General features: G+C 43.7%; 23 protein-coding genes and 4 pseudogenes. 13 read left to right on the top strand and 14 right to left on the bottom strand.

Annotation, left to right across the window (positions count from 1 at the left end; translation table 11 throughout):
• Positions 1–25: 25 nt before the first annotated feature.
• Genes BLP57_RS10330 through BLP57_RS10310 form a run of 5 tightly spaced genes read right to left on the bottom strand, consistent with a single transcriptional unit; the run spans position 26 to position 6,400 of the window.
• Positions 26–1,318 (bottom strand): restriction endonuclease subunit S, encoded by a 1,293-nt coding sequence (locus tag BLP57_RS10330; protein WP_242872607.1) that lies wholly within the window; start codon positions 1,316–1,318, stop codon positions 26–28.
• Complete coding sequence (locus BLP57_RS10325; protein WP_092071482.1) at positions 1,278–1,898, bottom strand: hypothetical protein; 621 nt, start codon at positions 1,896–1,898, stop codon at positions 1,278–1,280. The genes BLP57_RS10330 and BLP57_RS10325 overlap by 41 nt, the downstream gene beginning before the upstream one ends.
• A complete protein-coding gene (locus BLP57_RS10320; RefSeq protein WP_330389425.1) occupies positions 1,899–3,527 on the bottom strand; it encodes a type I restriction-modification system subunit M in 1,629 nt (542 codons plus the stop codon).
• Complete coding sequence (locus BLP57_RS10315) at positions 3,524–3,715, bottom strand: helix-turn-helix domain-containing protein (RefSeq protein WP_092071476.1); 192 nt, start codon at positions 3,713–3,715, stop codon at positions 3,524–3,526. Before BLP57_RS10315 ends, BLP57_RS10320 begins: the two co-directional genes overlap by 4 nt.
• A gap of 12 nt (positions 3,716–3,727) precedes the next feature.
• Complete coding sequence (locus BLP57_RS10310; RefSeq protein WP_092071473.1) at positions 3,728–6,400, bottom strand: NACHT domain-containing protein; 2,673 nt, start codon at positions 6,398–6,400, stop codon at positions 3,728–3,730.
• 294 nt (positions 6,401–6,694) lie between these two features.
• Here BLP57_RS10310 and BLP57_RS10305 point away from each other — a divergent pair, with 294 nt between their 5' ends.
• The 9 genes and pseudogenes from BLP57_RS10305 to BLP57_RS18275 all read left to right on the top strand — a co-directional run bounded on the left by BLP57_RS10305 (position 6,695) and on the right by BLP57_RS18275 (position 11,257).
• A complete protein-coding gene (locus BLP57_RS10305) occupies positions 6,695–7,201 on the top strand; it encodes a hypothetical protein (protein ID WP_092071470.1) in 507 nt (168 codons plus the stop codon).
• Between the two features lie 172 nt (positions 7,202–7,373).
• The gene (locus BLP57_RS17840; protein WP_175442974.1) at positions 7,374–7,583 is read left to right on the top strand and encodes a hypothetical protein; all 210 of its coding nucleotides are present in this window, start codon (positions 7,374–7,376) and stop codon (positions 7,581–7,583) included.
• Entirely contained in the window at positions 7,519–7,848 is a 330-nt protein-coding gene (locus BLP57_RS10300) for a DNA ligase (protein ID WP_092071467.1), read from the top strand. Before BLP57_RS17840 ends, BLP57_RS10300 begins: the two co-directional genes overlap by 65 nt.
• Positions 7,838–8,968, top strand: coding sequence for a DUF2800 domain-containing protein (locus BLP57_RS10295; RefSeq protein WP_092071465.1), 1,131 nt, complete (start codon positions 7,838–7,840; stop codon positions 8,966–8,968). Before BLP57_RS10300 ends, BLP57_RS10295 begins: the two co-directional genes overlap by 11 nt.
• Positions 8,969–9,540 (top strand): annotated as a pseudogene (locus BLP57_RS10290) (DUF2815 family protein). It abuts the gene before it with no gap.
• 65 nt (positions 9,541–9,605) lie between these two features.
• A pseudogene (locus BLP57_RS18720) lies at positions 9,606–9,958 on the top strand (hypothetical protein); the annotation flags it as partial.
• A pseudogene (locus tag BLP57_RS18715) lies at positions 9,954–10,307 on the top strand (ATP-dependent helicase); the annotation flags it as partial. The pseudogenes BLP57_RS18720 and BLP57_RS18715, both read left to right, overlap by 5 nt.
• A gap of 35 nt (positions 10,308–10,342) precedes the next feature.
• Positions 10,343–10,549, top strand: a pseudogene (locus BLP57_RS18890) (recombinase family protein); the annotation flags it as partial.
• 66 nt (positions 10,550–10,615) lie between these two features.
• A complete protein-coding gene (locus tag BLP57_RS18275) occupies positions 10,616–11,257 on the top strand; it encodes a zinc ribbon domain-containing protein (RefSeq protein ID WP_242872608.1) in 642 nt (213 codons plus the stop codon).
• Between the two features lie 2 nt (positions 11,258–11,259).
• On the opposite strand, the gene BLP57_RS18055 is transcribed toward BLP57_RS18275, so the two are convergent.
• From BLP57_RS18055 to BLP57_RS10255, 5 genes are all read right to left on the bottom strand, one after another.
• Positions 11,260–11,427, bottom strand: coding sequence for a hypothetical protein (locus BLP57_RS18055; protein ID WP_173753339.1), 168 nt, complete (start codon positions 11,425–11,427; stop codon positions 11,260–11,262).
• A gap of 119 nt (positions 11,428–11,546) precedes the next feature.
• Positions 11,547–11,678: a hypothetical protein gene (locus tag BLP57_RS18460; protein WP_255363773.1), complete on the bottom strand. Its 132-nt coding sequence runs from the start codon at positions 11,676–11,678 to the stop codon at positions 11,547–11,549.
• Positions 11,679–11,852: 174 nt separating this feature from the next.
• Positions 11,853–12,677, bottom strand: a complete 825-nt coding sequence (locus BLP57_RS10265) for a hypothetical protein (RefSeq protein WP_092071457.1) — start codon at positions 12,675–12,677, stop codon at positions 11,853–11,855.
• A 275-nt stretch (positions 12,678–12,952) separates the two neighbouring features.
• A complete protein-coding gene (rlmD, locus tag BLP57_RS10260) occupies positions 12,953–14,320 on the bottom strand; it encodes a 23S rRNA (uracil(1939)-C(5))-methyltransferase RlmD (protein ID WP_092071454.1) in 1,368 nt (455 codons plus the stop codon).
• A 3-nt stretch (positions 14,321–14,323) separates the two neighbouring features.
• Positions 14,324–15,271, bottom strand: coding sequence for a 3'-5' exoribonuclease YhaM family protein (locus tag BLP57_RS10255; protein ID WP_092071451.1), 948 nt, complete (start codon positions 15,269–15,271; stop codon positions 14,324–14,326).
• Between the two features lie 307 nt (positions 15,272–15,578).
• On the opposite strand from BLP57_RS10255, the gene BLP57_RS10250 reads away from it, so the two are divergent.
• Genes BLP57_RS10250 through BLP57_RS10240 form a run of 3 tightly spaced genes read left to right on the top strand, consistent with a single transcriptional unit; the run spans position 15,579 to position 20,083 of the window.
• Positions 15,579–17,960 (top strand): endonuclease MutS2, encoded by a 2,382-nt coding sequence (locus BLP57_RS10250; RefSeq protein WP_092071449.1) that lies wholly within the window; start codon positions 15,579–15,581, stop codon positions 17,958–17,960.
• Positions 17,961–17,975: 15 nt separating this feature from the next.
• Positions 17,976–18,677 carry a response regulator transcription factor gene (locus BLP57_RS10245; RefSeq protein WP_092071446.1) on the top strand — a complete coding sequence of 234 codons (702 nt, stop codon included), beginning with the start codon at positions 17,976–17,978 and terminating at the stop codon, positions 18,675–18,677.
• On the top strand, positions 18,674–20,083 hold the full coding sequence (locus BLP57_RS10240) for a sensor histidine kinase (RefSeq protein WP_092071442.1): 1,410 nt from the start codon (positions 18,674–18,676) through the stop codon (positions 20,081–20,083). The genes BLP57_RS10245 and BLP57_RS10240 overlap by 4 nt, the downstream gene beginning before the upstream one ends.
• 101 nt (positions 20,084–20,184) lie before the next feature.
• Here the strand turns inward: BLP57_RS10240 and trmL are convergent, their stop codons facing one another.
• From trmL to BLP57_RS10225, 3 genes are all read right to left on the bottom strand, one after another.
• Positions 20,185–20,685: a tRNA (uridine(34)/cytosine(34)/5-carboxymethylaminomethyluridine(34)-2'-O)-methyltransferase TrmL gene (gene trmL, locus BLP57_RS10235; protein WP_015524365.1), complete on the bottom strand. Its 501-nt coding sequence runs from the start codon at positions 20,683–20,685 to the stop codon at positions 20,185–20,187.
• 72 nt (positions 20,686–20,757) lie between these two features.
• Entirely contained in the window at positions 20,758–21,369 is a 612-nt protein-coding gene (locus tag BLP57_RS10230) for an AIR synthase-related protein (protein ID WP_022426652.1), read from the bottom strand.
• 104 nt (positions 21,370–21,473) lie between these two features.
• Positions 21,474–23,159, bottom strand: coding sequence for a B12-binding domain-containing radical SAM protein (locus tag BLP57_RS10225; protein ID WP_022426650.1), 1,686 nt, complete (start codon positions 23,157–23,159; stop codon positions 21,474–21,476).
• Between the two features lie 222 nt (positions 23,160–23,381).
• Between BLP57_RS10225 and BLP57_RS10220 the strand changes: the two genes are divergently transcribed.
• Positions 23,382–24,062, top strand: coding sequence for a Crp/Fnr family transcriptional regulator (locus BLP57_RS10220; protein ID WP_092071439.1), 681 nt, complete (start codon positions 23,382–23,384; stop codon positions 24,060–24,062).
• Here BLP57_RS10220 and BLP57_RS10215 read toward each other — a convergent pair.
• A complete protein-coding gene (locus BLP57_RS10215) occupies positions 24,059–24,967 on the bottom strand; it encodes a DUF6020 family protein (RefSeq protein ID WP_092071436.1) in 909 nt (302 codons plus the stop codon). The two genes, BLP57_RS10220 and BLP57_RS10215, sit on opposite strands and share 4 nt — an antisense overlap.
• Between the last annotated feature and the right edge of the window lie 15 nt (positions 24,968–24,982).

Raw genomic sequence — 24,982 nt, 5'->3', positions numbered from 1 at the left:
ACATACTGAATGAGCTTAATTGCGTTCAGTTCTGTCTGTCTGTCTGTCTGTCTGTCTGTCTGTCTGTCTGTCTGTCTGTCTGTCTGTCTGTCACGATCGTGCTGCCGGTTTCAGCGAATGTCAAGAGCAAATCACGATAATATTCATATTGCTTCTGACGTGCTTCAATTTCAGCAGGCAAACCGATATTCAGATCAGTGCAGATGGCTTCAAAATTATCAAGCACCTCTACTAGTTTGCTTTGTATATCCTTGGATGGAACTGGTACTTTATATGCAAGGACCTTCTGAAAATCCAAAGAATCCACTGTTCCACCTTGCTTTTTTGTTTTTACCAGAATGTCATTTCCTTTTCCCTGTATTACATGAAATGCATATCTAGGAAGAATGTCTTCATTAACAACAAGCATTTTTATATCCTGATTAATAGTGGTTTCAAAAGGCACATAGGCAACCGGAAAAGTGTGCTTTAAAATTCCAGATCTTGTAACTATGGCAATACTATTTGTTGGATATACTGTCATAGATGCTTCTTTTACTGCTTTTTCTGTAATGTGGTCTTGCGTGTCTTCTAATGTTGATACTTTCATGTCTTTCGATGAAATCCAAGGAATTGTACCTTGTTCCCAAAAACTCTTTTCTGACATAGATGGTGTTTTTCCACCAGACCACTTTCCCAACTCTGCAAGCGATTTCATCGGATAAATTTCATCATGAGAGAGTAATTTATCTCTATAAAAATCATACTGCTTCTTCCGAGCTGTAAGCTCGGCTGTAAGCTCGGCTGTAAGCTCGGCTGTAAGTAGCGTGAAAGAGTCCAGCACGCGGACTATTTCACGTTGTACCTCCAGAGGAGGTACGGCGATCTTCAATGCTTTAAAATCCCCTCCCGTCAATTTAGGAATATTGCCATGAATCAACGATGTTACATCTATAGTCTGAAGATAATGGTACAAATAGCGCAACATTACATCATCTTTTTCTTCAATAATATGGGCATGATTGTTTACCCATATTTTCCCTTCTGCCCATGTTACAACTGGTGTGCCTGATTTAGTAATAACACTTCCATCTTCGCCAACCAAAACAAATGTACCATCAAAAATATAATTTGCCACATAATCTTGAATTCCATTAGCTCCATAATATGGATATTCTCCAGCTTCACGGGATGCTTTTGTTATTGGTTTTCGCTTTTTGTCAAGCAAATTACAACAATCCTCAAGGCAACGTATTTCCACACCATCTGGGCAATATTCGTTTATTAATTCATTTATTCTATTCATTTTCGCCCATTTTCCTTCCTTGATAAAATTCATTATCACTTTTAGCCAGCTCTGCAAAAACTTTCTCCATGTCTATCGGAGGCAAGTGTGACGTAACCTCGTCCCAGTCAATAATTTCATAATTGAAATGAAATTTATCTCTATTCTCTTTGTAATAGGTTTCTGCTACATTACATAAAATCATGCATATTCTTCTAACATTCATCCTATATTCACGTCTCTGCTCATTTCCAAATTGAGTTATAGTGCTGGCATCTGAATAAATCTCAAACGGTTTAGCTTTTTCAATAACCAACGAAAAATGATCTATAGGTTGATTAGTTCGTAAACTGTCATTTTTCATATTTGGATTTCCTTCGTGTAACAGTGAACAGCGTAAACTATAAATCACCTCTCCTGTCAAATACGGCATATCATCTTTATCTTCTAGATTCTTTTCATATTTACCTATTTCCTCGTCATACCATAAAATGTATCGTTTTCTGCTACTTCGCTCAGTTGGATACGCAGCCTTACCACAAATGTCTGGCAAGGTAAGTGCAGAACTTAATGCTACAAAATATAGTTCGTTTTCCAATGCCTTTCTTATATCCTGAACCAGTCGAATTATCATTTACACCTCGATTTCTGCGATGATCTTATCAATCTCATCACGAAGCACTTGCTCACGAGCAACAATTTCCTTAATTTCTGCATTCAGCTTCACGATATCAATTTTCTCTCTGGTATCTTCGGCTTCGACATAAGTGGATACAGATAAATTATAATCATTGTCAGATACTTCTTCATAACTTGCCAGATGCGAAAAATGCTCCACTTCTTCGCGCTTTGCAAATACATCCACGATACGGTCAATATTCTCTGGCGTCAGCTTATTGTTATTCGTGACCTTTATACACTCATTTGTCGCATCAATAAACAAGGCTTTATTATCAACCTTATTTTTTTTCATTACCATGATGCAGGTTGCAATGGAGGTTCCAAAGAAAAGGTTGCTTGGTAACTGTATGATGCAATCAACATAGTTATTGTCGATTAAGTATTTACGGATTTTTTGCTCTGCACCACCGCGATACATAATGCCAGGGAAGCATACTATTGCTGCCGTTCCATTAGATGCAAGCCATGAAAGGCTATGCATAATAAAAGCCATATCCGCTTTGCTCTTCGGGGCAAGAACACCAGCCGGAGCAAAACGCGGATCATTAATAAGCAGCGGGTTATCATCTCCAGCCCATTTAATAGAATAAGGTGGATTTGAAACAATCAATTCAAACGGTTCATCATCCCAGTGCTGCGGATTAATTAGTGTGTCCTCACACTCAATATCAAATTTGTCGAATCCGATGTCATGAAGGAACATATTGATACGACAAAGGTTGTAAGTTGTAATATTTATTTCCTGCCCAAAGAATCCAGTTGTAACTGCGTCTTTTCCAAGAATTTTTACAGCCCTAAGAAGCAGAGAACCTGATCCACACGCCGGATCATAAACTTTATTTACCTTCTTCTTTCCAACCGTTCCCAAACGAGTAAGAAGTTCTGAAACATCTGCAGGCGTAAAGAACTCCCCACCAGACTTACCAGCATTGCTGGCATACATCGTCATCAAATATTCATAGGCATCACCGAACGCATCGATATCATGATCCTTGACAGAGCCGAGGTTCATGGCAGCAATACCATCAAGCAACTTTGCAAGACGCTCGTTTCTTTTCGCGACCGTGCTTCCCAGTTTGTTGCTGTTTACATCAAAATCATCAAATAACCCCGAAAAACTATTTTCTGACTCGCTGCCTTGTGCGGATTCTTCTATATGTTGGAATACCATTTCCAGAAGCTCATTCAAGTTATCTTTTATATTTTTGATCTTACCTTCTCGATCCTTGAATGTAGCTTTTTCATTGTTGCATTTTGCATGAACATTACAAAAAAGCTCACTGGGGAGAATAAAGAATCCTTTCTCCTCTACAAGACCTTCACGAGCCTCTTCTGCTTCTTCATCGCTCATACGCGTATAATCAAATGTCTCGTCTCCTGCTTCCCACTCACCTTCATTTACATAAGCAGTGAGATTTTCAGAAATGTAACGATAAAACATTGTACCAAGGACATAATTTTTAAAGTCCCATCCATCTACGGCACCACGGAGTTCATCTGCAATGGCCCAGATTGCGCGGTGCAGTTCTTCTCGTTCTTGTTCTTTCTTATTATCTATTGGCATAATTGCATCCCCTTTCATTTATCTGCATCAGCACTTTTGCCGCTTTGAATCCAGTGATCAATTTCAGACACTTTAAATTTATATTGTCTTCCAACCTTGTAAAATGGAATTGTCTTTTTTCTGATCCATCCTCGGATGGTATCTTTACTACACCCAATATACTGGGCGATTTCTTCCAGGTTAAGCCATCTTTCTAAATCTTCCATCTTTCCTCCCTCTTAGCGTCTCCGTCTATGCTGCTCACGTTTAAGTTGCTTATAATAATTCTCAATCTTTAAAAATACGTTATAGGTGTTGTTACTTTGCCTTGCAATATCATTTGTTATCTCCATAAAACTCTCCGGAGACTCGCAAAGGTCATAGCTATCAACTTTAACTGTTTTTCCGAAGCAAATCAGATTCTGGTCTGTGTCTGTAATCCATGAATGATCATATCTTTGCTTATGGGATATTCTTATTGCTTCATATAAGTCTGATGACTTATTCTCAATTTGAATAATTTTCATTCTCTCGATCTCTTTTACTGTCGCTATGAGTTTTCCCATTTCTTCTGTATTCTCTGGAATTGATTCTACTAACGATGAATGGAGTGCAAATGAGTAATCAATGTGTTCTCCAACCATTTTCAATACAAAATTCATAAGAACACTTGATGGATAATTCTCAACATCTGAATAAATAACCTTTTCCACATCATAAATAGCTGATGTGGAAACTTCCTGCTTTTTGTCATGAACACATATGTACACTTCATCAAAATATTGTCCCAGAAACTTTTCAAATGCATCCGTATCTTTTTTTGTAAATACGCTACTCAAAAAAGGGATGAGCAAGTATTCCTTAAATTTATCCTCACACTGTGAATACAGCATCTCCAGTGCATCAAGCTTTAACAGTTTTTTATAAGGCAGGTTTTTTAACGAATTCAATAACTGATCCATATCAGAAATATCAGCTTTCACATAATACTCTGAAAAAAGATATTCCTGGAATCCTGGATCTATATAAAAAACATCACATTCCTGTTCATACATCATACAAGCTGTTGAGCACACATCATGTTTGAAGTTTTTGATATTCATTTTGTGCGGATTTTCAAATTCTTTATGTACCGTTATTAAGTTGAAATATTTTTCAAAAGTATTCGCATCAAACTCAAGAACGCCCTCCTGATAGCTTAAAGCACAAAATTGTTCAAATACCTTGGAAAACTGGGAAGCGTCATCTACACTTTTAAATACCCGATCATAAGGCTTTTTATTATCATCATGGCCAGATAAAAGTGCCTCATACGTCAGTTTATAGAAAAGTTGATGGTTTTCATTAAAGCGTCTATAGTTTGGATAAAGCATAGACACGTAAGTTAAAAGCAGTGGGTTTGACGCAAAAATTCCATCTTTCTTTAAAAAGCCCTTACCAATGTAATCTACAATTGCATCCCGTTCGTCTGGTTGGTTTTGATACGTAAGTATCCTATCAATTAACTGCATAGATTGCTCTGTATCAAATGGCCACACATATAAACGTATAAATTGATTCAGTCCGGTAAGATACTCGTTTTCTCTAGAAGTTATTATCACTTGTACCTTCTGATATCTATCCAGAAAACTATTTATTTTCTTTAAAAACGAATCAATATCAGATGGATCAATCTCATCAAATCCATCCATCAAAAGTTGGCAACGTCCTTCGTATAAGGCTTTCTCTGCTTCCTCAGATGTAAAACTTTCATCCTTTGATGATACCGTTTCAACTATAAACTGTAGCATTTCAGTTTCTTGAGTAAAGTATCTGAGTTCGAGAAAAATAGGGAGAATTCCTGTTGTTGTGTAATCCTCCGCAGCTTCAAGGAAAAGGTGCTGCAGCATGAGAGACTTTCCACATCCTCCGCTACCAATTAAAAGTGTTCTTTTGTTGTCATACCCGCGCTGCTTTAAATACATATTTCTAATGGTATTCATCCGCGGATTATCTAAATATAAGCATTTTATTTTCTTTTTATCAGCAAATACGCGTTCTTTTTCGCCAATAGTGTTACAGACAAAAAAGTCTTTTAGTGAGACCTCTTTTCCACCAATCAATCTCATCACATTGTATCGTTCAGTAGCTTTCTCAATGTAAGCCGTAAATGTCTTTTTTGATTCATCCAAAGTATTCTGTATCGGTTTTTCAGAATTCTTCGATGCATGTCCTGCATGTAGATTGCGAGCAGGCACGAATACCCTGGAAATATTAGACCTCACTCTTTCTCCAATGTCCCCATGATATACTCTTGGTCCTCCTCCTGCTGGCGGGCACCAGTTATCATAGGTTTGTTTTCCAACTTTGTTATCTTTTCTCTTAGTAACTGCATAATGCCAAACACCCAAAAGAAGAGCTGGCAGACATACTTCGTTAAGGTCACTAAAAGTGGCCTTTTTTATTTTGCTTCCATCTTCAACCACAAAGAATTCTTCATCCGGTTCAATGCTGTCATCATCTATGACTAATTCGATTAGAGCTGCAGCAAGCCTCATGTCACGCTTACTAGCAGTGTCAATTTCAAGAAATTCGTAGACAAATTCCGTCATTGCTTCAAGAGCAGATGAATAATTAGTCTGAATTCTTCGAGCAAACTCGCTCATCTCAGCTGTGTTACCAAAAGGAAAATACTTCCCAGTAGAGGTACTACACGATTTATATTCGTTCGTCTTTGATTTAATTATGTTTAATTCTGGAGCATTGTAATCCGGGTTTATTACGCGAATTAGTCCCACAAGGACTTCTGGATCAGACAATCCATCGCGTTCACCCCTATAGTGCTCTCTAGCCTTTGTTCGTTGTTTTAAACCTTGAAGTACCAGCGTGAAAAAGGTACCACCGCAAAGACGAGGACATGTACTCTCTTTCATTCATCATCCTCCTGCTTTATCGATACGGCTATGAGCCGTTTTTATCTTATTACAAGTTATTCATAGTTAATCATAGAATATCACACATCTTCAGATTCTTCAATTGGGTACGTCAAATTGTATCTGGTAATCTTTGAATTTTTTCAAGATGAACCTTAAAAACCATATGAACCTTACGAACTAGGTGCAAACAACCTAGCAAACGTTTGGATAGCTCTTGTGATCAGTCACAAGGGCTTTTCTTTTCCGTCCTGTGACTGTCGCAAATACAAGCCAATCATAGGAGGAAAATTTATGGCAAATCATGAAACTCTCAGTACACCATTCATCTATCTTCGCTCTACAGGAGAAAAGATCTCTGTCACAAAGGAACAGCACGACTCCTTTTATAAGGAAGCCGACCGCATCCGTCACAAGGAACAGGATCACGGCAGATGCATGTGTCCTTATCGCTTCATTTGGAAATGTGATGGCGAGTGCCTTGACTGCGAATACCATGCTGCAGGCGACATCACCTCACTTGATCAGCCTCTTTCTGATGGCAATGGCACCCTCGGCGACTACATTCCCGACCGCAGTAAGCCCATGGAGAAAGTCATCGCCGACCGTATGCTGTTAGAGCAGCTTTTTGCTAGACTACGTGAGCTCGATCCGGATGCTGATACCATCATTCAGTGCTGGCTTGATGATTACAAAATCTCAGATCGTGCAATCGCCGAGAAACTCGGCCGCAAGCAGCGCACCTTCGCTGATCAGATGAAGAAGATCCGTACAGAGCTTCGAAAAATCCGTGGCTATTAATCCTACATATCATATGTAGCAATTCATCCCTCTTGGCATCCATCAACCGATGTCCGGAGGGATTTTATATTTTTTCAAAATTTCCCCGCTCAAATCCACCACTCATCTCCAGTGGAAGGTGTAAGGCACGAAACAACAAGCCTTAACCATCACAGAAACGGAGGTGAAGCACATGAAGAAGTCCTACTTCGATTCAGGCGGTAACGACACAGAGCTGATTGCAGTATTGAATGCAATCTCCCACGTATCCGCAAGAATGGCGAGAAACATGACAATCCTCGCACAGCAAAGACAATCAGAGAAAGGAGAACGTCGCTATGAGCAAAATGAGCGATATGGCTATGACCATCGAAGAGCTACGCAGTGCAGCCGCTGCTATTAACGAAGCAGCCAACTGGTTAGCAGAACAGTTTAGTGGCACTACTGATAAAGAACCTGCTACGAAGCCTGCTGCCAAGGAAGACAAGAAACCGGAACTGAAGCTTGAGGATGTGCGAGCTGTCTTAGCAGAAAAGTCCCGTGCCGGGCATACCGCTGCTATCCGTACATTACTTCAGAAGTATGGTGCTTCCAAGCTATCTGCTGTTGATCCGAAGCACTATGAAGCCTTGTTAAAGGATGCGGAGGTACTTGACGATGCCACCTAAAGGACATGCTATCTTATCTGCTTCCTCTTCGGACCGCTGGCTCCACTGCCCGCCTTCCGCAAGACTTTGTGAAACCTACGAAGACAAAGGCAGCGATTATGCTGCGGAAGGCACCGATGCTCACGTGCTTTGTGAGTACAAGCTAAAAAAGGCGCTGGGCATGGATGCCAGTGATCCGACTAAGAATCTCACCTGGTACAACGAGGAAATGGAGGACTGTGCCACTGGCTATGCCGCCTACATCCTTGAAATGGTAGAGGCCACCAAGGAAAGCTGCGCTGATCCGAAGGTTCTGATTGAACAGCGTGTAGATTTCTCGCGCTGGGTAGAACAGGGCTTCGGAACCGCCGACTGCATCATCATTGCAGATGGTACCTTGAGAATATGCGATTACAAGCACGGTCTTGGAGTCCTCGTAGATGCGACCAATAATCCGCAAATGAAGTGCTACGCGCTCGGTGCCCTGGAGCTCTTCGATGGTATCTACGACATTGATAATGTCAGTATGACCATCTACCAGCCCAGGCGTCAGAACATCTCCACCTTTGAGATTTCCAAGGATGAGCTGTACAAGTGGGCAGATGAAGTGTTGAAGCCGACCGCAGATCTTGCCTTTGCAGGAGACGGGAACTTCCTCTGCGGCGAATGGTGTGGTTTCTGTAAGGTAAAGCACGAATGCCGTGCCAGAGCCGAGGCCAATCTCACACTGGCTCAGTACGATTTCAAGCTCCCACCTCTTTTAGAGGATTCGGAGATTGAATATATCCTCTCCCGTGCAGATGAATTAGTCGCCTGGGCATCCGATATCAAGGAATATGCTCTGCAGCAGGCCATCAGCGGTAAGGAATGGGCTGGCTGGAAGTTAGTCGAAGGAAGATCCAACCGCAAGTATTCCAATGAGGAAGCGGTCATCCAGGCAGTTACGGATGCCGGATTTGATCCATATGAAAAGAAGCTCCTTGGCATCACTGCCATGCAGAAGCGTCTTGGCAAATCCAGATTCGATGAGCTACTTACCGCCTATATCGAAAAGCCCCAAGGTAAACCGACGCTCGTGCCGGAGAGCGATAAACGTCCGGCAATGAACAATGCAAAAACTGATTTTATGGAGGAAAATTAAATGAACAAGAATGTAAAAATCAACAATCCTATGAAGGTAATCACTGGTCCTGACACTCGTTGGTCTTATGCGAATGTCTGGGAGCCGAAATCCATCAATGGAGGTACTCCGAAGTACAGCGTATCTCTGATCATCCCGAAGTCTGATACCAAGACCATCGCCAAGATTGAAGCTGCCATTGAGGCCGCTTACAAGGAGGGCGAGGCCAAGCTCAAGGGCAATGGTAAGTCCGTACCTGCTCTCTCTGTCATCAAGACGCCTCTTCGTGATGGTGACATGGAACGTCCGGACGATCCGGCCTACGCCAATGCCTATTTCGTAAATGCCAACGCAACCTCTGCTCCGGCATCGTGGATGCAGACCGTAATCCAATCCTTACTCGTTCCGAAGTCTACTCCGGTGTGTATGGTCGCGCCAGCATCAGCTTCTATGCCTTCAACAGCTCTAGCAATAAGGGTATCGCCTGCGGTCTTAATAATCTGCAGAAGATTCGTGACGGTGAGCCCCTTGGTGGCAAGGCATCTGCTGAGTCTGATTTCGCATCTGATGAAGATGACGATTTCCTGGATTAAGCTCATCAAAATAAATCCGAGGTGGTGGGAGCAATCTCACCACCTTTTGTAGAAAGGACAATCTCATGAAAACACTTAGTATCGATCTTGAAACCTACAGTGATGTACCACTTCAGAAAACTGGAGTATATCGCTATGTAGAGTCACTTGATTTTGAAATCTTACTCTTTGCCTACAGTATAGATAGCCAGCCTGTTCAAGTCATCGATCTTGCCTGCGGAGAACAGATTCCAAAAGAGATCCTTCTTGCCCTAGAGGATGAATGTGTCATCAAGTGGGCCTTCAACGCTACCTTTGAACGCATCTGTCTTTCTCGCTTCTTAGGTTATCCGACCAGAGAATATCTGAAACCGGAAAGCTGGCGTTGCTCTATGATATGGTCCGCCACGATGGGCTTCCACTCTCCTTGGAAGGTGTCACGAATCAAAAAGCGCTTTGATGTGAGAGAAATAAAGTCCAGCAAGGACATCACCGACTGGAATGCTGGAAAGATACCAGTCGCAGTCATTCATCCTGCATCTGCTGGTCATGGACTCAAACTACAGGCTGGCGGCTCCACCCTTATCTGGTTTGGGCTGACATGGTCACTGGAATTATATCAGCAGACCAACGCCCGACTTTGGAGACAGGGCCAAGCCTCCGGAACCGTGGTGATAGAGCATATCATCACAAAAGGAAAGTACAAATCAACCACAATCGTTTTCTTGGATACACGAAAGACGCGGACGGCAACCTCATCATCGATCCAGAACAGGCAGAAATCGTAAAGCGCATTTATCGAGAATATTTAGAAGGTCTCAGTATGGACAAGATTGCTGCAGGCCTGGAGCGTGACGGTATCCTTACCGGTGCCGGAGGGGAAACGTAGCACACAAGCACCATCAACAAAATTCTCCGAAACGAGAAATACATCGGTGATGCCCTGCTTCAAAAGACCTACACTACAGACTTTCTAAACAAGACCAGAGTTAAAAGTAACGGTCTTGTTCCACAATACTATGTAGAAGGCGATCACGAAGCCATTATTCCGAAGGACATTTACCTGCAGGTACAGGAAGAACTTGTCCGCAGACGAGTGGTAAAAACCAGTGCCAATGGCAAAAAACGAAGCTATAGCTACAACCACTGCTTCTCACAAATCGTCATCTGCGGTGAATGCGGTGAAATGTTCCGAAGGCTCCACTGGAACAACCGAGGAGTCAAGTCCATTGTCTGGCGCTGCATCAGCAGGCTGGAATCCACCGGACTTGAATGCCACGCTCGGACCATCAATGAGCTAGTTCTTCAGGATGCTGTTGTTAAAGCCATCAATCAAATGCTTGGTGACAAAAGCAATTATCAGGCACAGCTCCAGCTTAACATTGCCACAGTTATCCGAGCTTCACAGGCAACAGCCATTGACAGCATTGATGAAAAACTGATGGCCCTGCAACAGGAGCTCATTCAGAAAGCCAACAGCAAGGCGGACTACGATGAAATAGCGGATGAGATCTTCAGACTCCGAGAACTTCGCCAGAAAACAACCGTTGATACAGCCGCAAGAGATGAACAGATAAAGAGAATTAACGACCTGCAGGATTACATTTCGCAGCAAACCACCTATCTTACAGAATTCGATGAAGCACTGGTGCGACGCTGGATCAAGCAGATCACACTCTGGGATGACCGCATCACTGTCGAACTGAAATCTGGTATCAGCGTTGATGTAGATGCATAAGTTCATATACGCAAAAGGCTCCTCACCACTGGATAATTTCCGGTGATGGGGAGCCTTTTTCCTTTTTTAGTCTTCCTCTGAGTAGTCACAGTTTGAGCATTCCCAAACTTCTCCATCCCAATGTAAGCAACCACCGCATTCAGGACATGGACGAACTTCATCATCGTCATCCTCTAATTCGCCTGAACAATACGGGCAATAGCTGTATTCAGATTCGTCATAGACTTTATCACAAAATGGACACTGCTGCATAGTTCCACCTCCTTCACATTAACATAAATAATCGAACTTAGTCGTTATCTTTCTGAGCCGATGTGGTTAATTCCATCATCTTTTGTTGATAAGTAGCTCCGTCAATTTCTTCGTCAGCATACTTTCTCATTAATTCATCAATCTGTGCTTTTAATTCTTCTCTGGTCATTTATACGGCCTCCTTTTTTTATTAACCATTGTTTGATAAATACCAACCATATTCCCTGTGAATGCTTGGTGCATGTAATATCTCATCTCCCCAAGATTGTCTTCTAACCACTTAACTGTATATTCTCCCATTCTAAAACATTACACCAAGGGCAAAGCAATATTTTTAGAAAACTTATAAAAAAGCCATTGGCGATGGTTCCACCGCTATTTTTAATTGACCAAGCAATTTTTCAATATACGGAAATAGCATATTATTATCGAAGTCTATTAATTCCTTTAATCCGTCCTCGACACTAATCATTTTTTGAATATCTCTTATATCTGAGGGGTATTCTTCATTCCCTATAAGAATTGACATAACTTTCCCACCACGCAAATTTTCAACTTCTTCGTATAATGGTTTCCCTTTATGCTTCACAAAATTGTATAGGTTTCGTATTGAACTGTTTGAGAACACCTTCCAGAAATCAACAATAGTATCAACAGCATCTGAAAACTCCGGTCGCATAACCTTTAAATAGTTGAAAGGATTTCCTTCTGCATGAGGTGTAGATACTCCGTTTTCGGTTTTACGAAGCAATTCATAGGCTTCTTCAATTGGATGCATTCCACAGACATCTTTAGCATTCGTGACATTTCCATCAGCGTCAAAATTATATAAAAGATATTCTGCTGATACATAAGTCCATGCCCATGAGAGGTCAACTAAAATGTTATAACTCAACAATGCTGTTTCATACAGTTCTGCTTTAAATTTGTATTCTATCGCACATTGTACTTTTTCATCCTCCATTTTATTGAACCAGTAATCCCAATTATCTTCTAGTGCTTTTCTAACAAAAAGCCGAGCCGAAGTATAGCGTTCGAAAATCTCATGCCATTTTGCAACAAAATACATATCTTGATTGGTAGGTAATGCTGTTCCTACAATCTTAAACGATACATCATGTGGCGGTTCGATTTTCTCAAAAATGTCACCTGTAAAAATATCTTTCATATGAGTAGTCCTCCTGTCATCTATTCCACTGCCAAGTCTGCCCCTTAGTGTCGAATGGCTTAAACTGCGGTCGGCTCTGACAACAATCCTGGTGCCACAACCTCTGACATCTAATCCACAGTCTAAACCCTACCGCTATTCTCCGGTACTCAATTTCTCTCCAATCAGACCGAAAAGTAGATATATTTCCATATAATAAAACCGAGCTTTCTGCAAGGCTTCTTACGATGATACCAACCTTACAAAAAGCCCGGAAATACGCCACTTTTTAGCCTTTATTTATCTTTTCTTAACAGCAAACAGACAGTCTCAACATGGACTCCCTGCGGAAACATATCAGTAGTAGAAACCCGCACCAGTTCATAATCCTCCGCACACAGCACCTTCAAATCCCTCGCCAGGGTCGCACTGTCACAGCTCACATATACAACCCTCTCCGGCTTCATCTTAAGGATCGTATTCAGAAGCACCTCATCACAGCCCTTCCTTGGCGGGTCTACCACGATAACGTCTGCATAAACACCATTCTTCTCATACTCTCTCGGAAGCACTTCCTCTGCTTTTCCGACAAAAAACTCCACATTCTCAATGCCATTGAGCTTCGCATTCTCTCTTGCATTGTCAATGGCCTGTGGTACGATCTCCACGCCGCGGACAAATTTTGCTTTCTGGGCCAGGAACAGGGAGATGGTTCCGATCCCGCAGTACAGATCCCAAACGGTTTCATTTCCCGTAAGGCCGGCATACTCCAGAGCCTTTCCGTACAGTTTTTCAGTCTGGATAGGATTGACCTGGAAAAAGGACAGGGGAGAAATCTGGTAGGAAATATCTCCGATGCTGTCCGTTATATAGGACTGTCCCCAGAGGAGACGAAGCTGGTCGCCCAGGATCACATTGTTTCGTTTTTTATTAACATTGATGGTAATGCTGGTCATTTCCGGAATTTCACAGAGTGATTCCACCAGAGCCTTTTCTGCAGGGATCTTATCTCCGTTTAAGATCAGACAGACCATCATCTCATCTGTATGGAAGCCATAACGGATCATAATATGACGTACAAGACCTTTTCCCGTGGCCTCATCGTAGGGCTGTACATGATATTTTTCCATGTGTCCGATCACACGGTCCAAAACCTCTTTATTCTGTTTCACTCCCAGAATACATTCTCGGTTATCAATGATGGAGTGGGTTCTTCCTGCATAAAAGCCTGTGATGATCTTTCCGTCTTTATTTTTTCCTACCGGAAACTGTGCCTTGTTTCGATAATGATAGGGGTCTTCCATCCCCATGATCGGTTCCATATCAAGATTCTGAAAACCTCCGATTCTTTCCAGATGTCCACGAACCTTTTTCTCTTTAAATTTCAGCTGCTGCTCGTAGGATAATGCCTGAAGCTGGCATCCTCCGCACTGGCGGGCAATGGAGCAGGCAGGTTTCACACGGTATGGAGACGGTGTGATCACCTCCATCAGACGGCCATAGCCATAGTTCTTTTTTGCCTTGATGATCTTGGCTTTGATCCGGTCTCCGATCACGGCGTCTTTCACAAAAACGGTGAAGCCATCGGCTTTCCCGATACCTTCACCGTCAACTCCGCAATCCTCTATATCTAAAGTGAGTATATCGTTTTTACGGAATTCCATGTATTAAATATCTCCTGTTCTTCTTAAATTGGACTCAAAAAGCCGGTTGAAACCAAGCCATTCTTTTTTGCCTTTGTCTGCGTGGAAAATTTCTGTCAGTGTCTCCATCCTTGCATCTGTATTGTCTGCCAGATTCAGGGCAACTGCCTCCGCAAGTGCCGGTTTCTTGGGAGAACCGTACTCCAGCTCACCATGATGTGCAAGAATACAGTGGATCACCTGATTTTCAAGCTTCTCCGGAAAATCCGGGATCTCTTTTGCAAGATCATGTACCATCTGTGCCCCGATCACAATATGTCCCAGAAGCTGTCCCTCATCTGTATAATCATTCATCGGAAAAGCAGAAAGCTCCTTCGTTTTGCCCACATCATGAAGAAGTGCGGTTGTGATCAGAAGATCACGGTTTAAAACCGGATATGCATTTGCCATGTAATCACAGAGACGTGTCACTCCAAGAGTGTGTTCCATCAGTCCGCCGATAAAGCCGTGATGTACGGTCTTGGCTGCAGAATGTCCCTCAAATATCTTCATAAATTCCTGATCTTCTACAAAAAGCTTCTTCAGAAGCTGGGAAAGATAGGGATTCTTCACACTGTTGATAAGCTCTCGTAGCTGGCTCTGCATATCATCCACACTGTTCTCACTGGTAGGAAGATAATCTGCCGGATCATACTCCCCTTCTCCTGCCTTGCGTGCTCTCTTGATATTCAGCTGCATGGCGCCTGCAAAGCTTGTCACATCTCCCATGATCTCAATGTAATCCAACGCATCAAACTCATCAATTCCCAGAGAATTGGGATCCCAGATCTTACCATCGATCACACCTGTTTTATCCTGAAGGATCAGATTCTCATAGGGCTTGCCATTCTTCGTTGTAGCTGCCTGTTTCTGTTTGCAGAGATAGATCCCGTTTACTCTGTCTCCCTCATGTAATTCATTTAAAAAACGCATAAAATTCTTGCCTTTCTGTTCTTTTTACTTTCAAAGCAGACATACTCACGAACACATCCGCTTCACACTTTGCATTCATAGCCAGACTTTCTTTATGATCTTTGGCCGCATCCCGGTCCGGGCTTTCTGGCATTTTTGCACAGTTTCCACTTACTTCCGGGCTTTATTCAGTATCATAACACATTTTACTTTCCTTTGCTATGGAAATCATGTAAAATAGGAAACGAAGTGTTTTTTTGCATATCCTGTGTTACGCAGAAAAGCACAGAATCAACAGAAGTAACAAAAAGGAGTAACTATAGCAACAATGAACAAAAAAGCATACAAAGCACTTGAATACTATAAAATCATAGATCTGCTCACAGACAAGGCATCCTCCCCCATGGGAAAAGATCTCTGTCGAAAGCTTACCCCTTCCACAGACATTGAGGAGATCCGGTCCATGCAGCTGCAGACACACGATGCCCTTGCACGCCTGTTCAAAAAAGGCGGCATTTCCTTCGGCAGCGTCAAGGACATCCGCGGCACATTAAAACGTCTTACTGTTGGCAGCGCCCTGAATGCACCGGAGCTGCTTTCTGTCTGCAGTCTTCTTGAGAATACCGGCCGTGTAAAGGCATATTCCAGAAGTGACCGTGATGACGGAATGACCGATTCCCTTGACGGAATGTTTGCGGCACTGGAACCTCTGACACCCCTCAGCACAGAGATCCGCCGCTGTATCCTTTCTGAGGATGAGATCAGTGACGATGCCAGCAGCACACTTCGTCAGATCCGCCGCAGCATCAAAGCCACCAACGACCGGATACACACCCAGCTTTCTTCTCTGGTTGCAGGAAGTGCCAGGAATTATCTTCAGGATTCCGTTATCACCATGCGCGACGGTCGCTACTGTATCCCGGTAAAAGCTGAATATAAAGGCCAGGTTCCCGGTATGATCCACGACCAGTCCGCCACAGGTTCCACTCTTTTCATTGAGCCCATGGCTGTTGTCAAGCTGAACAACGACATCCGCGAGCTGGAGCTGAAAGAGCAGAAAGAGATCGAAGTGATCCTTGCATCCTTAAGCCAGCAGGTAGCTGCTGAGCTGGAGGCTATTCACGCAGATCTTTCCATCATGGTACAGCTGGACTTTATTTTTGCCCGTGCCGCACTTGCCATGGACATGAACGCCAGTGAACCTGTTTTCAACACAGAAGGCCGGATCCGGCTTCGCCAGGCCCGTCATCCACTGATCGATAAGAAAAAAGCCGTTCCTATTGACATCCGTCTCGGGGATGATTTTGACCTCCTGGTTGTCACCGGACCAAACACCGGTGGTAAAACTGTTTCTCTGAAAACCGTAGGTCTTCTTACCATGATGGGACAGTCGGGTCTCCATATCCCGGCGCTGGATCGTTCCGAACTTGCACTTTTCCGCGAGGTTTATGCTGATATCGGAGATGAGCAGAGCATTGAACAGTCCTTAAGTACCTTCTCCTCTCATATGACAAACGTGGTTTCCTTCCTGAAATCCGCAGATCAGGATTCCCTGGTCCTCTTCGATGAGCTTGGTGCAGGTACGGACCCTACCGAGGGTGCCGCTCTTGCCATTGCGATCCTGTCACATCTTCACGAGCAGGGTATCCGTACCATGGCAACCACCCATTACAGCGAACTGAAGATCTATGCCCTCTCCACTCCAGGTGTGGAAAATGCCTGCTGTGAATTCGATGTAGAAACCTTGCGTCCGACCTACCGCCTTCTGATCGGTGTTCCGGGAAAAAGTAACGCATTTGCCATTTCTTCCAAGCTGGGGCTTCCGGATTTCATCATCGACAAAGCAAAGGAACAGATCAGCGAGCAGGATGAATCTTTTGAAGATGTTCTGACATCCCTGGAGCAGAGCCGTGTCACCATCGAAAACGAGCGTGCTGAAATTGCCCGTTACAAAGAACAGGTAGAAGAGCTGAAAAAATCTCTTCAGGAAAAAGAAGAAAAGCTGGATGAACGTAAAGAGCGGATTCTCAGAGAAGCCAATGAACAGGCACATGCGATTCTCCGCGATACCAAGGAATACGCAGATCAGACCATGAAGCTTTTCCATAAATTCCAGAAGGATCACGTAGATACCGCTTCCGTGGAAAAAGAGCGCCAGAACCTGAAAAAACGTATGTCAAAAGCCGAAAATGGAATGTCTTCCAGACAGCAGAAGCAAAAGCCAAAGAAACAGCTGAAGCCATCCGATCTTTCTCTTGGCGATACCGTAAAGGTGCTCAGCCTGAATCTGAAAGGAACAGTTTCCAGTCATCCGGATTCCAAAGGATATCTCTTTGTGCAGATGGGTATCATACGTTCCAAGGTTCATATCTCCGATCTGGAGCTTGTGGACGAGCCGGTGATCACCACTCCTTCCATGCAGCGTACCGGCGCCGGAAAGATCCGTATGTCCAAGGCAGCCAGCATTTCCACAGAGATCAATCTTCTTGGAAAAACCGTAGATGAGGCAGTTGCAGAGCTGGATAAATATCTGGATGACGCCTATATCGCACACATGAAATCCGTCCGTATCGTTCACGGAAAAGGTACCGGTGCCCTCCGCAAAGGTGTCCACAATTACCTGAAGCGCCAAAAGCACGTAGCTTCCTTCCGTCTCGGCGAATTCGGAGAAGGCGATGCCGGCGTGACCATTGTAGAATTCAAGAAATAAAAAGGAGCTGAAGCCATGGCTACAAAACAGAAAATCCTCATTGTTGACGATGACAACAACATTGCAGAGCTGGTTGCTCTCTATCTCACAAAAGAATGCTTTGAGACTAAGATCGTAAATGACGGCGAGGAAGCCCTGAAGCAGTTCCATATTTTTCACCCGGATCTGATCCTTCTGGATCTCATGCTTCCGGGCATTGACGGATACCAGGTATGCCGTGAGATCCGTCACACCTCCGATGTACCGATCATTATGCTTTCCGCCAAGGGAGAAACCTTTGACAAAGTCCTGGGACTGGAGCTTGGAGCGGATGATTACATCATCAAGCCTTTTGACTCCAAAGAGCTGGTGGCACGTGTCCGTGCGGTACTGCGCAGATTTCATGTAAAATCTCCGTCTGCCGCGCCAAAGGAAAAATGTGTTTCCTATCCGGATCTGGTGATCAACCTGACCAACTATTCTGTAACTTATATGGGACACCAGATCGATATGCCGCCAAAGGAGCTGGAGCTTCTCTATTTCCTGGCATCTTCTCCCAATCAGGTTTTCACAAGAGAACAGCTTCTGGATCACATCTGGGGCTATGAATACATTGGCGATACCAGAACCGTAGACGTTCACATCAAACGTCTCCGTGAAAAAATCAAGGATAATCCAAACTGGGCTCTTTCCACAGTCTGGGGGATCGGCTACAAATTTGAGGTAAAGGATTCATGAAACAGCATCTTTATACTAAACTGCTGATCCTGTACTTTATGCTGGGCGGAATCTGCTTTCTGCTGCTTTCCTCCGGTGGCTCCTACCTGGTAGAAAAAAGGCTGGAGCGCTCTACCGGAGAGTCCCTTTACCGCACTGCCAGCCAGATGGTTTCCAAAAATGAACTTCGTCAGGCTGTAAAAAGCCCCAAAAACGAATCCCTCACCCTGGCTCTTTCCTCTGCAGCAGCCTTTCAAAATGCAGATTTCTGGGTTATGGATACAGATGGGAACGTTCTGATAAACACAAACCAGCAGCCCTCTGATTCCGGTGATATCACCGTCAGGAACTTCCGACCGGAAGATTACGAAGATACCTGCTATTCCTCCGGTACGTTTTACGGGACATTAAAAACCACACAGCTAAGCACAGTCGTTCCCATAAAAGATACGGATCTGGTGACTGGTTATCTGGTGATCCACTACCCTATGAAAAACCTCTACGAAAGCCGCAGCAATATCGTAGAGGTTATGGTCCTGATCTTTATTGTGATCTATGCACTGTTTTTCAGTTTTCTTCTGATCTATTTTTACAGGGTCCACAAACCTCTGAAAGAAATCTTAAAGGGTGCCCTGGAATTTGCCAACGGAAATCTTACCTACACGATCCCCGTAGATTCTGAAGATGAGATGGGATATCTTTCCCACTCCCTGAATTACATGGCAGACAAGCTGAACAAAAACGGAGAGTATCAACGACAATTCATTTCCAATGTGTCCCATGATTTCCGCTCGCCTCTGACCTCCATCAAAGGCTATGTGGAAGCCATGCTGGACGGTACCATCCCACCGGAAATGCAGGAACGTTATCTGAAAGTCATTGCTTTTGAATCCACCCGTCTGGAGAAGCTTACCCGAAGTCTCCTTACCTTAAACGAACTGGATGTCAAAAAGCGTATGATGCATATGCGGCGTTTTGATATCAATGAAACGATCCGTACCACAGCCGCCACCTTTGAGGGAACCTGTTCGGAACGAAACATCCGTCTGGAGCTCCTCCTTGCGGGAAAAGAGCTTTTTGTCCGTGCAGATATGGAACAGATCCAGCAGGTACTGTACAATTTATTGGACAATGCGGTAAAATTCAGCAGCGACAATTCTTCTATCACACTGGAAACCACAGTCAATCATGGCAAGGTTTTTGTCTCAGTCAAAGACCATGGAAGCGGAATTCCAAAGGAAAGTCTTTCCAGGATCTGGGACCGTTTCTATAAGATCGATGCCTCCCGTGGAAAAGACCGCAAGGGTACCGGGCTTGGCCTTGCCATTGTAAAAGAGATCATCAACGCTCATAAGCAGAATATCAATGTGATCAGCACCGTAGGTGTTGGAACAGAATTTATCTTTACACTGGAAAAAGCAAAATAAAACATCAAAAAACCTCTGATCCGGAAGGCTGTAAAAAAAATATCTCTCAATATCTCCTACAGTATTTCCGGATCAGAGGTTTTTATTTACTCTTTGCAGGCTTATTTCCAATCGTAATTTCTCAGATGGCCTTCCAGATTCATATGCGTAAAATTATGCTGTCGCAGCGCCTCATAAAGCACAATGGCAACTGAATTGCTTAAATTCAGGGAACGGATATCTCCGATCATCGGGATCCGCACGCAAGTTTCCTGATTGTTTACCAGGATATCCTCCGGGATTCCCGCACTCTCCTTGCCAAACATAATGAAACAGTCATCCTCATACTGCACATCTGTATAAGTCTGAGGTGCCTTGGTGGTTGCGTAATAAATCTTTGCTCCCGGATTCTTTTTGAGAAAATCCTCATAATCCAGATATCTGGTCACATCCAGATGTTCCCAATAATCCATACCTGCACGCTTGATGGCCTTTTCATTCAGGCGAAAACCAAGCGGTTCGATCAGATGCAGCCTGGTTCCTGTTGCCACACAGGTTCTTCCGATATTTCCTGTATTTGCCGGAATTTCCGGCTCATGGAGCACAATATTCAAAACTCCCATTTATTTTTTTCCTCTTTTCTACATAGCATTAAATATACAAAATATACATTCGCAATCCGCTTCGCTGCTTGCTCATGAGATCAAAAAGCCAAGCTTTTTGGTCTCATCTTCTGCCGGGCGTTCCAGATATCTGGCATTTCCGCCGCTGTAAAGAAGCCTGTTATTTCCGGAATCGGTCTGCCCGATCACTGCTGCCATGATCCCCTCTCGCCGCAACTGCTGCACAAACGCATCACCGCCATGGATTCCCATAAGAATACTTCCGCCGGAAAGCAGCTTGTACGGATTCACATCAAAGATCTCACAGATCTCTATGGTTTCCTGTCGGATGGGCACACTTCGAAGATCTGCACTAAGACCTACTCCGGATGCCTCCGCCATTTTCCAGAGGGCAGCAAGAAAGCCGCCTTCTCCCATCCGATATCGGGCACTGGCTCCGGATTCTTCCGCCATTTTCCAAATTTTATCATTCTCTGTTCCTGTTCCGTAAACCTCAGGAAGCTTTACAGCATCCTCGAGAAACCGTTCTGCAAAAAACTCCCGCAGCCTGTCATAATAATTCTTTGTGATCCATGCAGTTCCTTCTGCTGCCACAGGGCCTGCCACGATCAGCTCGTCTCCCGGCATAAGCCGTCCGTCTATCTCTGCCTGAAGCGCCTCCAGTGCTTTTTTTCCAAGTTTCATAACTGCCGCCTTAATAAAGGATAAGCGAAAGCACTGTCGGAACTACCATTGCCAGTACCAGAATAACTGCGATGATCGCTGTGATCACTTTTCTTTTTTTCGGATCAAACATTCCCATAATTATCATTCACCTCATCTGTAATATCCGTTAATTGCGCATTGTTGGTCAAAGGATCCCTGTCTGTATAATCAAAAAGAAGCTTCTTTCCATCCCGGAACACCTCGATATGGGCGGTTTTCGGGATTTTTTTCGCTTTCCGGTAATCCCAGATCAGCCGCTCATACGGCTTCTGGTCTGAAGCAAAGGATGGCCTGCTCTTTAAATTCTCTCGAAGATAAAGATCCAGGAGCATTACATCGGAAAGTGCTTCCGACGGGATCTCTTTCTGTTCTCCGGCAAACTCCATAAGGATCTCATAGCGCCTCATCCTGGAATGAGAGATCTCCGAGTATCCTTTTTTCTCATAAAATCTGCCAAGTGCCTCATACATCCGGAAAGGATCGTCAAAATACTTCTCCAGAAATACAAGGGTATTTTTGAACTGCCCACTATTATAATACACTTCCACCATACTTTCCACCATTTTCAGCCTTAAAATCTCCCCGTAGGTCATCCAGGCTGTGGAAAGTACCTCATAGGGTTCCCGATCCTTGTAAAGAATCTGATATTCCCCTGTCATTTCCATCATGTGTGAACCCTTCAGCACCTTCAGAAAACCAAGCTGAAACTGTTCCGGACGCAGTGCGTAAACATCGCAGAAGGACTTGTGGAAGCTGTCGTATCCCTCATAGGGAAGTCCTGCGATCAGATCCAGATGCTGGTGGATATTTCCAAAGCTGTGGATCTGCTCTACAATCCCTTTCAGCTTTTCAAAATCCATGGTTCTCCGAATGGCTTTGATGGTCTGAGGATTGGTGGACTGTACACCAATCTCCAGCTGGATCAGTCCCGGACGCATGGTTTTCATCAGCGCCAGCTCCTCCGCACGGAGAAGATCTGCTGAAATCTCAAAATGAAAATTGGTGATTCCGTTATCATTCTCCGTAATATACCTCCAGATCTCCATGGCATGGTCATGCTTGCAGTTGAAGGTACGATCCACAAATTTGACCTGAGGAACTTTATTATCAATAAAAAACTGCAATTCCTTTTTTACAAGCTCAATATCACGGAACCGAAGCTTCTTATCTATGGAAGAAAGGCAGTAGCTGCAGGAAAAGGGGCATCCCCTGCTGCTCTCATAATAAATAATACGGTTTTTAAACTCTGTAAGATTGCTGTATGCAAACGGAACTTTACTTAAATCCATCAATTCCCGCCAGCCCGTGTGTACAATATCCCTGCCTTTGTTTTCATCACGAAAAGCCACTCCGCGGATCCCGCTCAAAGTTTCCGGTTTTCTTTCTATATAATAACCTGCCAGTTCATGGAAGGTTTCCTCTCCTTCTCCCACCATCACTCCAAAAAACGCAGGATTCTTTTTCAGAAATTCCACCGCATCGTAGGATACCTCCGGGCCTCCTGCCCAAAACTCCACCTGTGGAAGGATCTTCTTAAGATCCGGCACCAGCTCCCTGACAAAAGAAATATTCCAGATATAGCAGGAAAAGCAGACCACATCCGGCTGCTCCAGATAAATGTCTTTTAAAATGTCATCCCTGATCTGATTGATCGTATACTCTTTGACCACAACCCTGGAACTGTATTCTCCGGAACAGGATTTCAGGTTATATACCGCAAGATTGGAATGGATATATTTTGCATTGCATGCTGCAAGTAAGATTTTCAAATTTTATATTCTCCTAACTTCTGTCGGATAATTCTTTCCCCGACAGTTTTCATTATTTCTCTGTTGATCCTTTTCGCTTTATGATTATAACGTTCCCGCCACCGGATGTAAATAGAAAAACAGGGATTTCCCTCCTGCCGCAAAAATGCCGTTTTTGTTGTATTTCCATCCAAACAGCGTTAAAATGAGTACTATATATTTTTATAAAGGAGTAATCTTTTTATGGATCGAAACAGCTGTCTGAATTATTTTCAGGCGTTTCCCTTCTGGGAACATATGACGGAAGAAGATCAGAATTTTCTTCTTGATAACATTCGCGAGCTTCATTACCCGGCAGGTGCTGCCATACAGTCTGAAGAGCGCCAGTGCCTGGGAACTCTTTTTCTTCTGAAGGGAGTTCTCCGTGTTTATCTACTGTCCGCTCAGGGAAAAGAGGCTACCCTGTACCGTTTAAGGGACAGTGACATCTGCACTCTTTCCGCCTCCTGCATGCTTTCTGCCATTACATTTGATGTACAGATCGATGCAGAAACAGACTGTGATCTGCTTCTGCTTCCGGCAGTTCCTTTTTCCCGGCTGATGAAAAACAATATCTATCTGGAAAATTTCATCTACAAACGGACAACTGAACATTTCTCAGATGTGATTGCAGGAATCGAACGGACATTTTTTATGACCCTGACTCAGCGGATCGCAGCCTTTCTTCTGGATGAAGCTGCAGATACCGGTTCCGATGAGCTCGCTCTCACACAGGAAGCCATCGCCCGCTCCATCGGAAGTGCCAGAGAAGCTGTCAGCCGCAGCCTTAAAAAAATGAATAAAGACGGCTCTATCCAGATCTCACGGGGATCGATCCGCATTCTGGATAAAAGACGTCTTTATGAAATGATGAATACTTTTTAATTTGAAGATGTTTTAGGTGCCGGCTGCAGGATCCACCAGAACAGCATCGGCATAATAGTCATTACCGGCCACATATAACGGATCATCCCATTTACAGGAGACACAAGGCATATCAGTATATTCAGCACCGGTATGGCAAAGATCAGGAGTTTTTTCCATTGTTTCTTCACCAGAAGATACCCCATCAGCAACAGAGTAAGCCAGGTATACGTTCCTGCACTTAAGATAAGTCCCAGCCCAGGTGCACGCATCCATAATTCATCATAAAGCCTGAATAGATACTGGATTTTTTTTGGCCCAACAAAACTGACATCGATCCCGGATTTCTTCTGATACAGTTTATCTATGTAGAACCGGTACACGCCCTGCTGTCCTCTTCCCATATGGAACGGATCATTATAACTGTAGATATTATTCAATGTCGCCTGGATATATACTCCCGGATGACGACGGAACATGGCAAACCAGGCTTTAAAATAATCGTTCATGTATCCATCCAATTTAGGATCATTATCATCATCTCTGAACCTAAATGTAATTTTCACAGGATCCGACAGTTCCGGATTATACTTCTCGGCAAGAACATCATAATCCAGGATCCTGTTTATCGCTTTCTTCTCACTTGCGGTTACATCATCCGGATATTCTCTCAGATATCGGGCAGTCTGCTGAAACGGTACCGAAAGCATTTCACATCGGGATCCAGGTGCCACGCCAAGGGCAGGTGCTACCCCCTTTTCTACGCCCAGATAGCAGGCAAAAACACAGACAGCCACAATAAATGCATATTTCCTCGCGCCCTTTACCAGGAAGAAAAACAAAAGGATCAAAGAAGGCAAGGCCAGCGCTGTGATCATTGCCGCGATCACAGGCACTGCATTCTTTTTTATTATTTTCTCATCCATATTTTTATTAACCCT

This window comes from Blautia sp. SF-50 (assembly GCF_900101315.1).
GTDB classification, from domain to species: domain Bacteria; phylum Bacillota; class Clostridia; order Lachnospirales; family Lachnospiraceae; genus Blautia_A; species Blautia_A fusiformis.
The sequence above is the reverse complement of the archived record's forward strand: the minus strand, read 5'-3'. Positions and strand labels throughout refer to the sequence as shown.

Coding starts and splice junctions, on each gene's coding strand:
- BLP57_RS10320 (WP_330389425.1), bottom strand. CDS start 3,527: ATGAAAGGGGATGCAATTATGCCAATAGATAATAAGAAAGAACAAGAA.
- BLP57_RS10315 (WP_092071476.1), bottom strand. CDS start 3,715: ATGGAAGATTTAGAAAGATGGCTTAACCTGGAAGAAATCGCCCAGTAT.
- BLP57_RS10310 (WP_092071473.1), bottom strand. CDS start 6,400: ATGAAAGAGAGTACATGTCCTCGTCTTTGCGGTGGTACCTTTTTCACG.
- BLP57_RS18055 (WP_173753339.1), bottom strand. CDS start 11,427: ATGACGATGATGAAGTTCGTCCATGTCCTGAATGCGGTGGTTGCTTAC.
- BLP57_RS17840 (WP_175442974.1), top strand. CDS start 7,374: ATGAAGAAGTCCTACTTCGATTCAGGCGGTAACGACACAGAGCTGATT.
- BLP57_RS10215 (WP_092071436.1), bottom strand. CDS start 24,967: ATGGATGAGAAAATAATAAAAAAGAATGCAGTGCCTGTGATCGCGGCA.
- BLP57_RS10325 (WP_092071482.1), bottom strand. CDS start 1,898: ATGATAATTCGACTGGTTCAGGATATAAGAAAGGCATTGGAAAACGAA.
- BLP57_RS10295 (WP_092071465.1), top strand. CDS start 7,838: ATGCCACCTAAAGGACATGCTATCTTATCTGCTTCCTCTTCGGACCGC.
- BLP57_RS10240 (WP_092071442.1), top strand. CDS start 18,674: ATGAAACAGCATCTTTATACTAAACTGCTGATCCTGTACTTTATGCTG.
- BLP57_RS10305 (WP_092071470.1), top strand. CDS start 6,695: ATGGCAAATCATGAAACTCTCAGTACACCATTCATCTATCTTCGCTCT.
- rlmD (WP_092071454.1), bottom strand. CDS start 14,320: ATGGAATTCCGTAAAAACGATATACTCACTTTAGATATAGAGGATTGC.
- BLP57_RS10265 (WP_092071457.1), bottom strand. CDS start 12,677: ATGAAAGATATTTTTACAGGTGACATTTTTGAGAAAATCGAACCGCCA.
- BLP57_RS10255 (WP_092071451.1), bottom strand. CDS start 15,271: ATGCGTTTTTTAAATGAATTACATGAGGGAGACAGAGTAAACGGGATC.
- BLP57_RS10245 (WP_092071446.1), top strand. CDS start 17,976: ATGGCTACAAAACAGAAAATCCTCATTGTTGACGATGACAACAACATT.
- BLP57_RS10300 (WP_092071467.1), top strand. CDS start 7,519: ATGAGCAAAATGAGCGATATGGCTATGACCATCGAAGAGCTACGCAGT.
- BLP57_RS10330 (WP_242872607.1), bottom strand. CDS start 1,318: ATGAATTTTATCAAGGAAGGAAAATGGGCGAAAATGAATAGAATAAAT.
- BLP57_RS18460 (WP_255363773.1), bottom strand. CDS start 11,678: ATGACCAGAGAAGAATTAAAAGCACAGATTGATGAATTAATGAGAAAG.
- trmL (WP_015524365.1), bottom strand. CDS start 20,685: ATGGGAGTTTTGAATATTGTGCTCCATGAGCCGGAAATTCCGGCAAAT.
- BLP57_RS10250 (WP_092071449.1), top strand. CDS start 15,579: ATGAACAAAAAAGCATACAAAGCACTTGAATACTATAAAATCATAGAT.
- BLP57_RS10220 (WP_092071439.1), top strand. CDS start 23,382: ATGGATCGAAACAGCTGTCTGAATTATTTTCAGGCGTTTCCCTTCTGG.
- BLP57_RS10230 (WP_022426652.1), bottom strand. CDS start 21,369: ATGAAACTTGGAAAAAAAGCACTGGAGGCGCTTCAGGCAGAGATAGAC.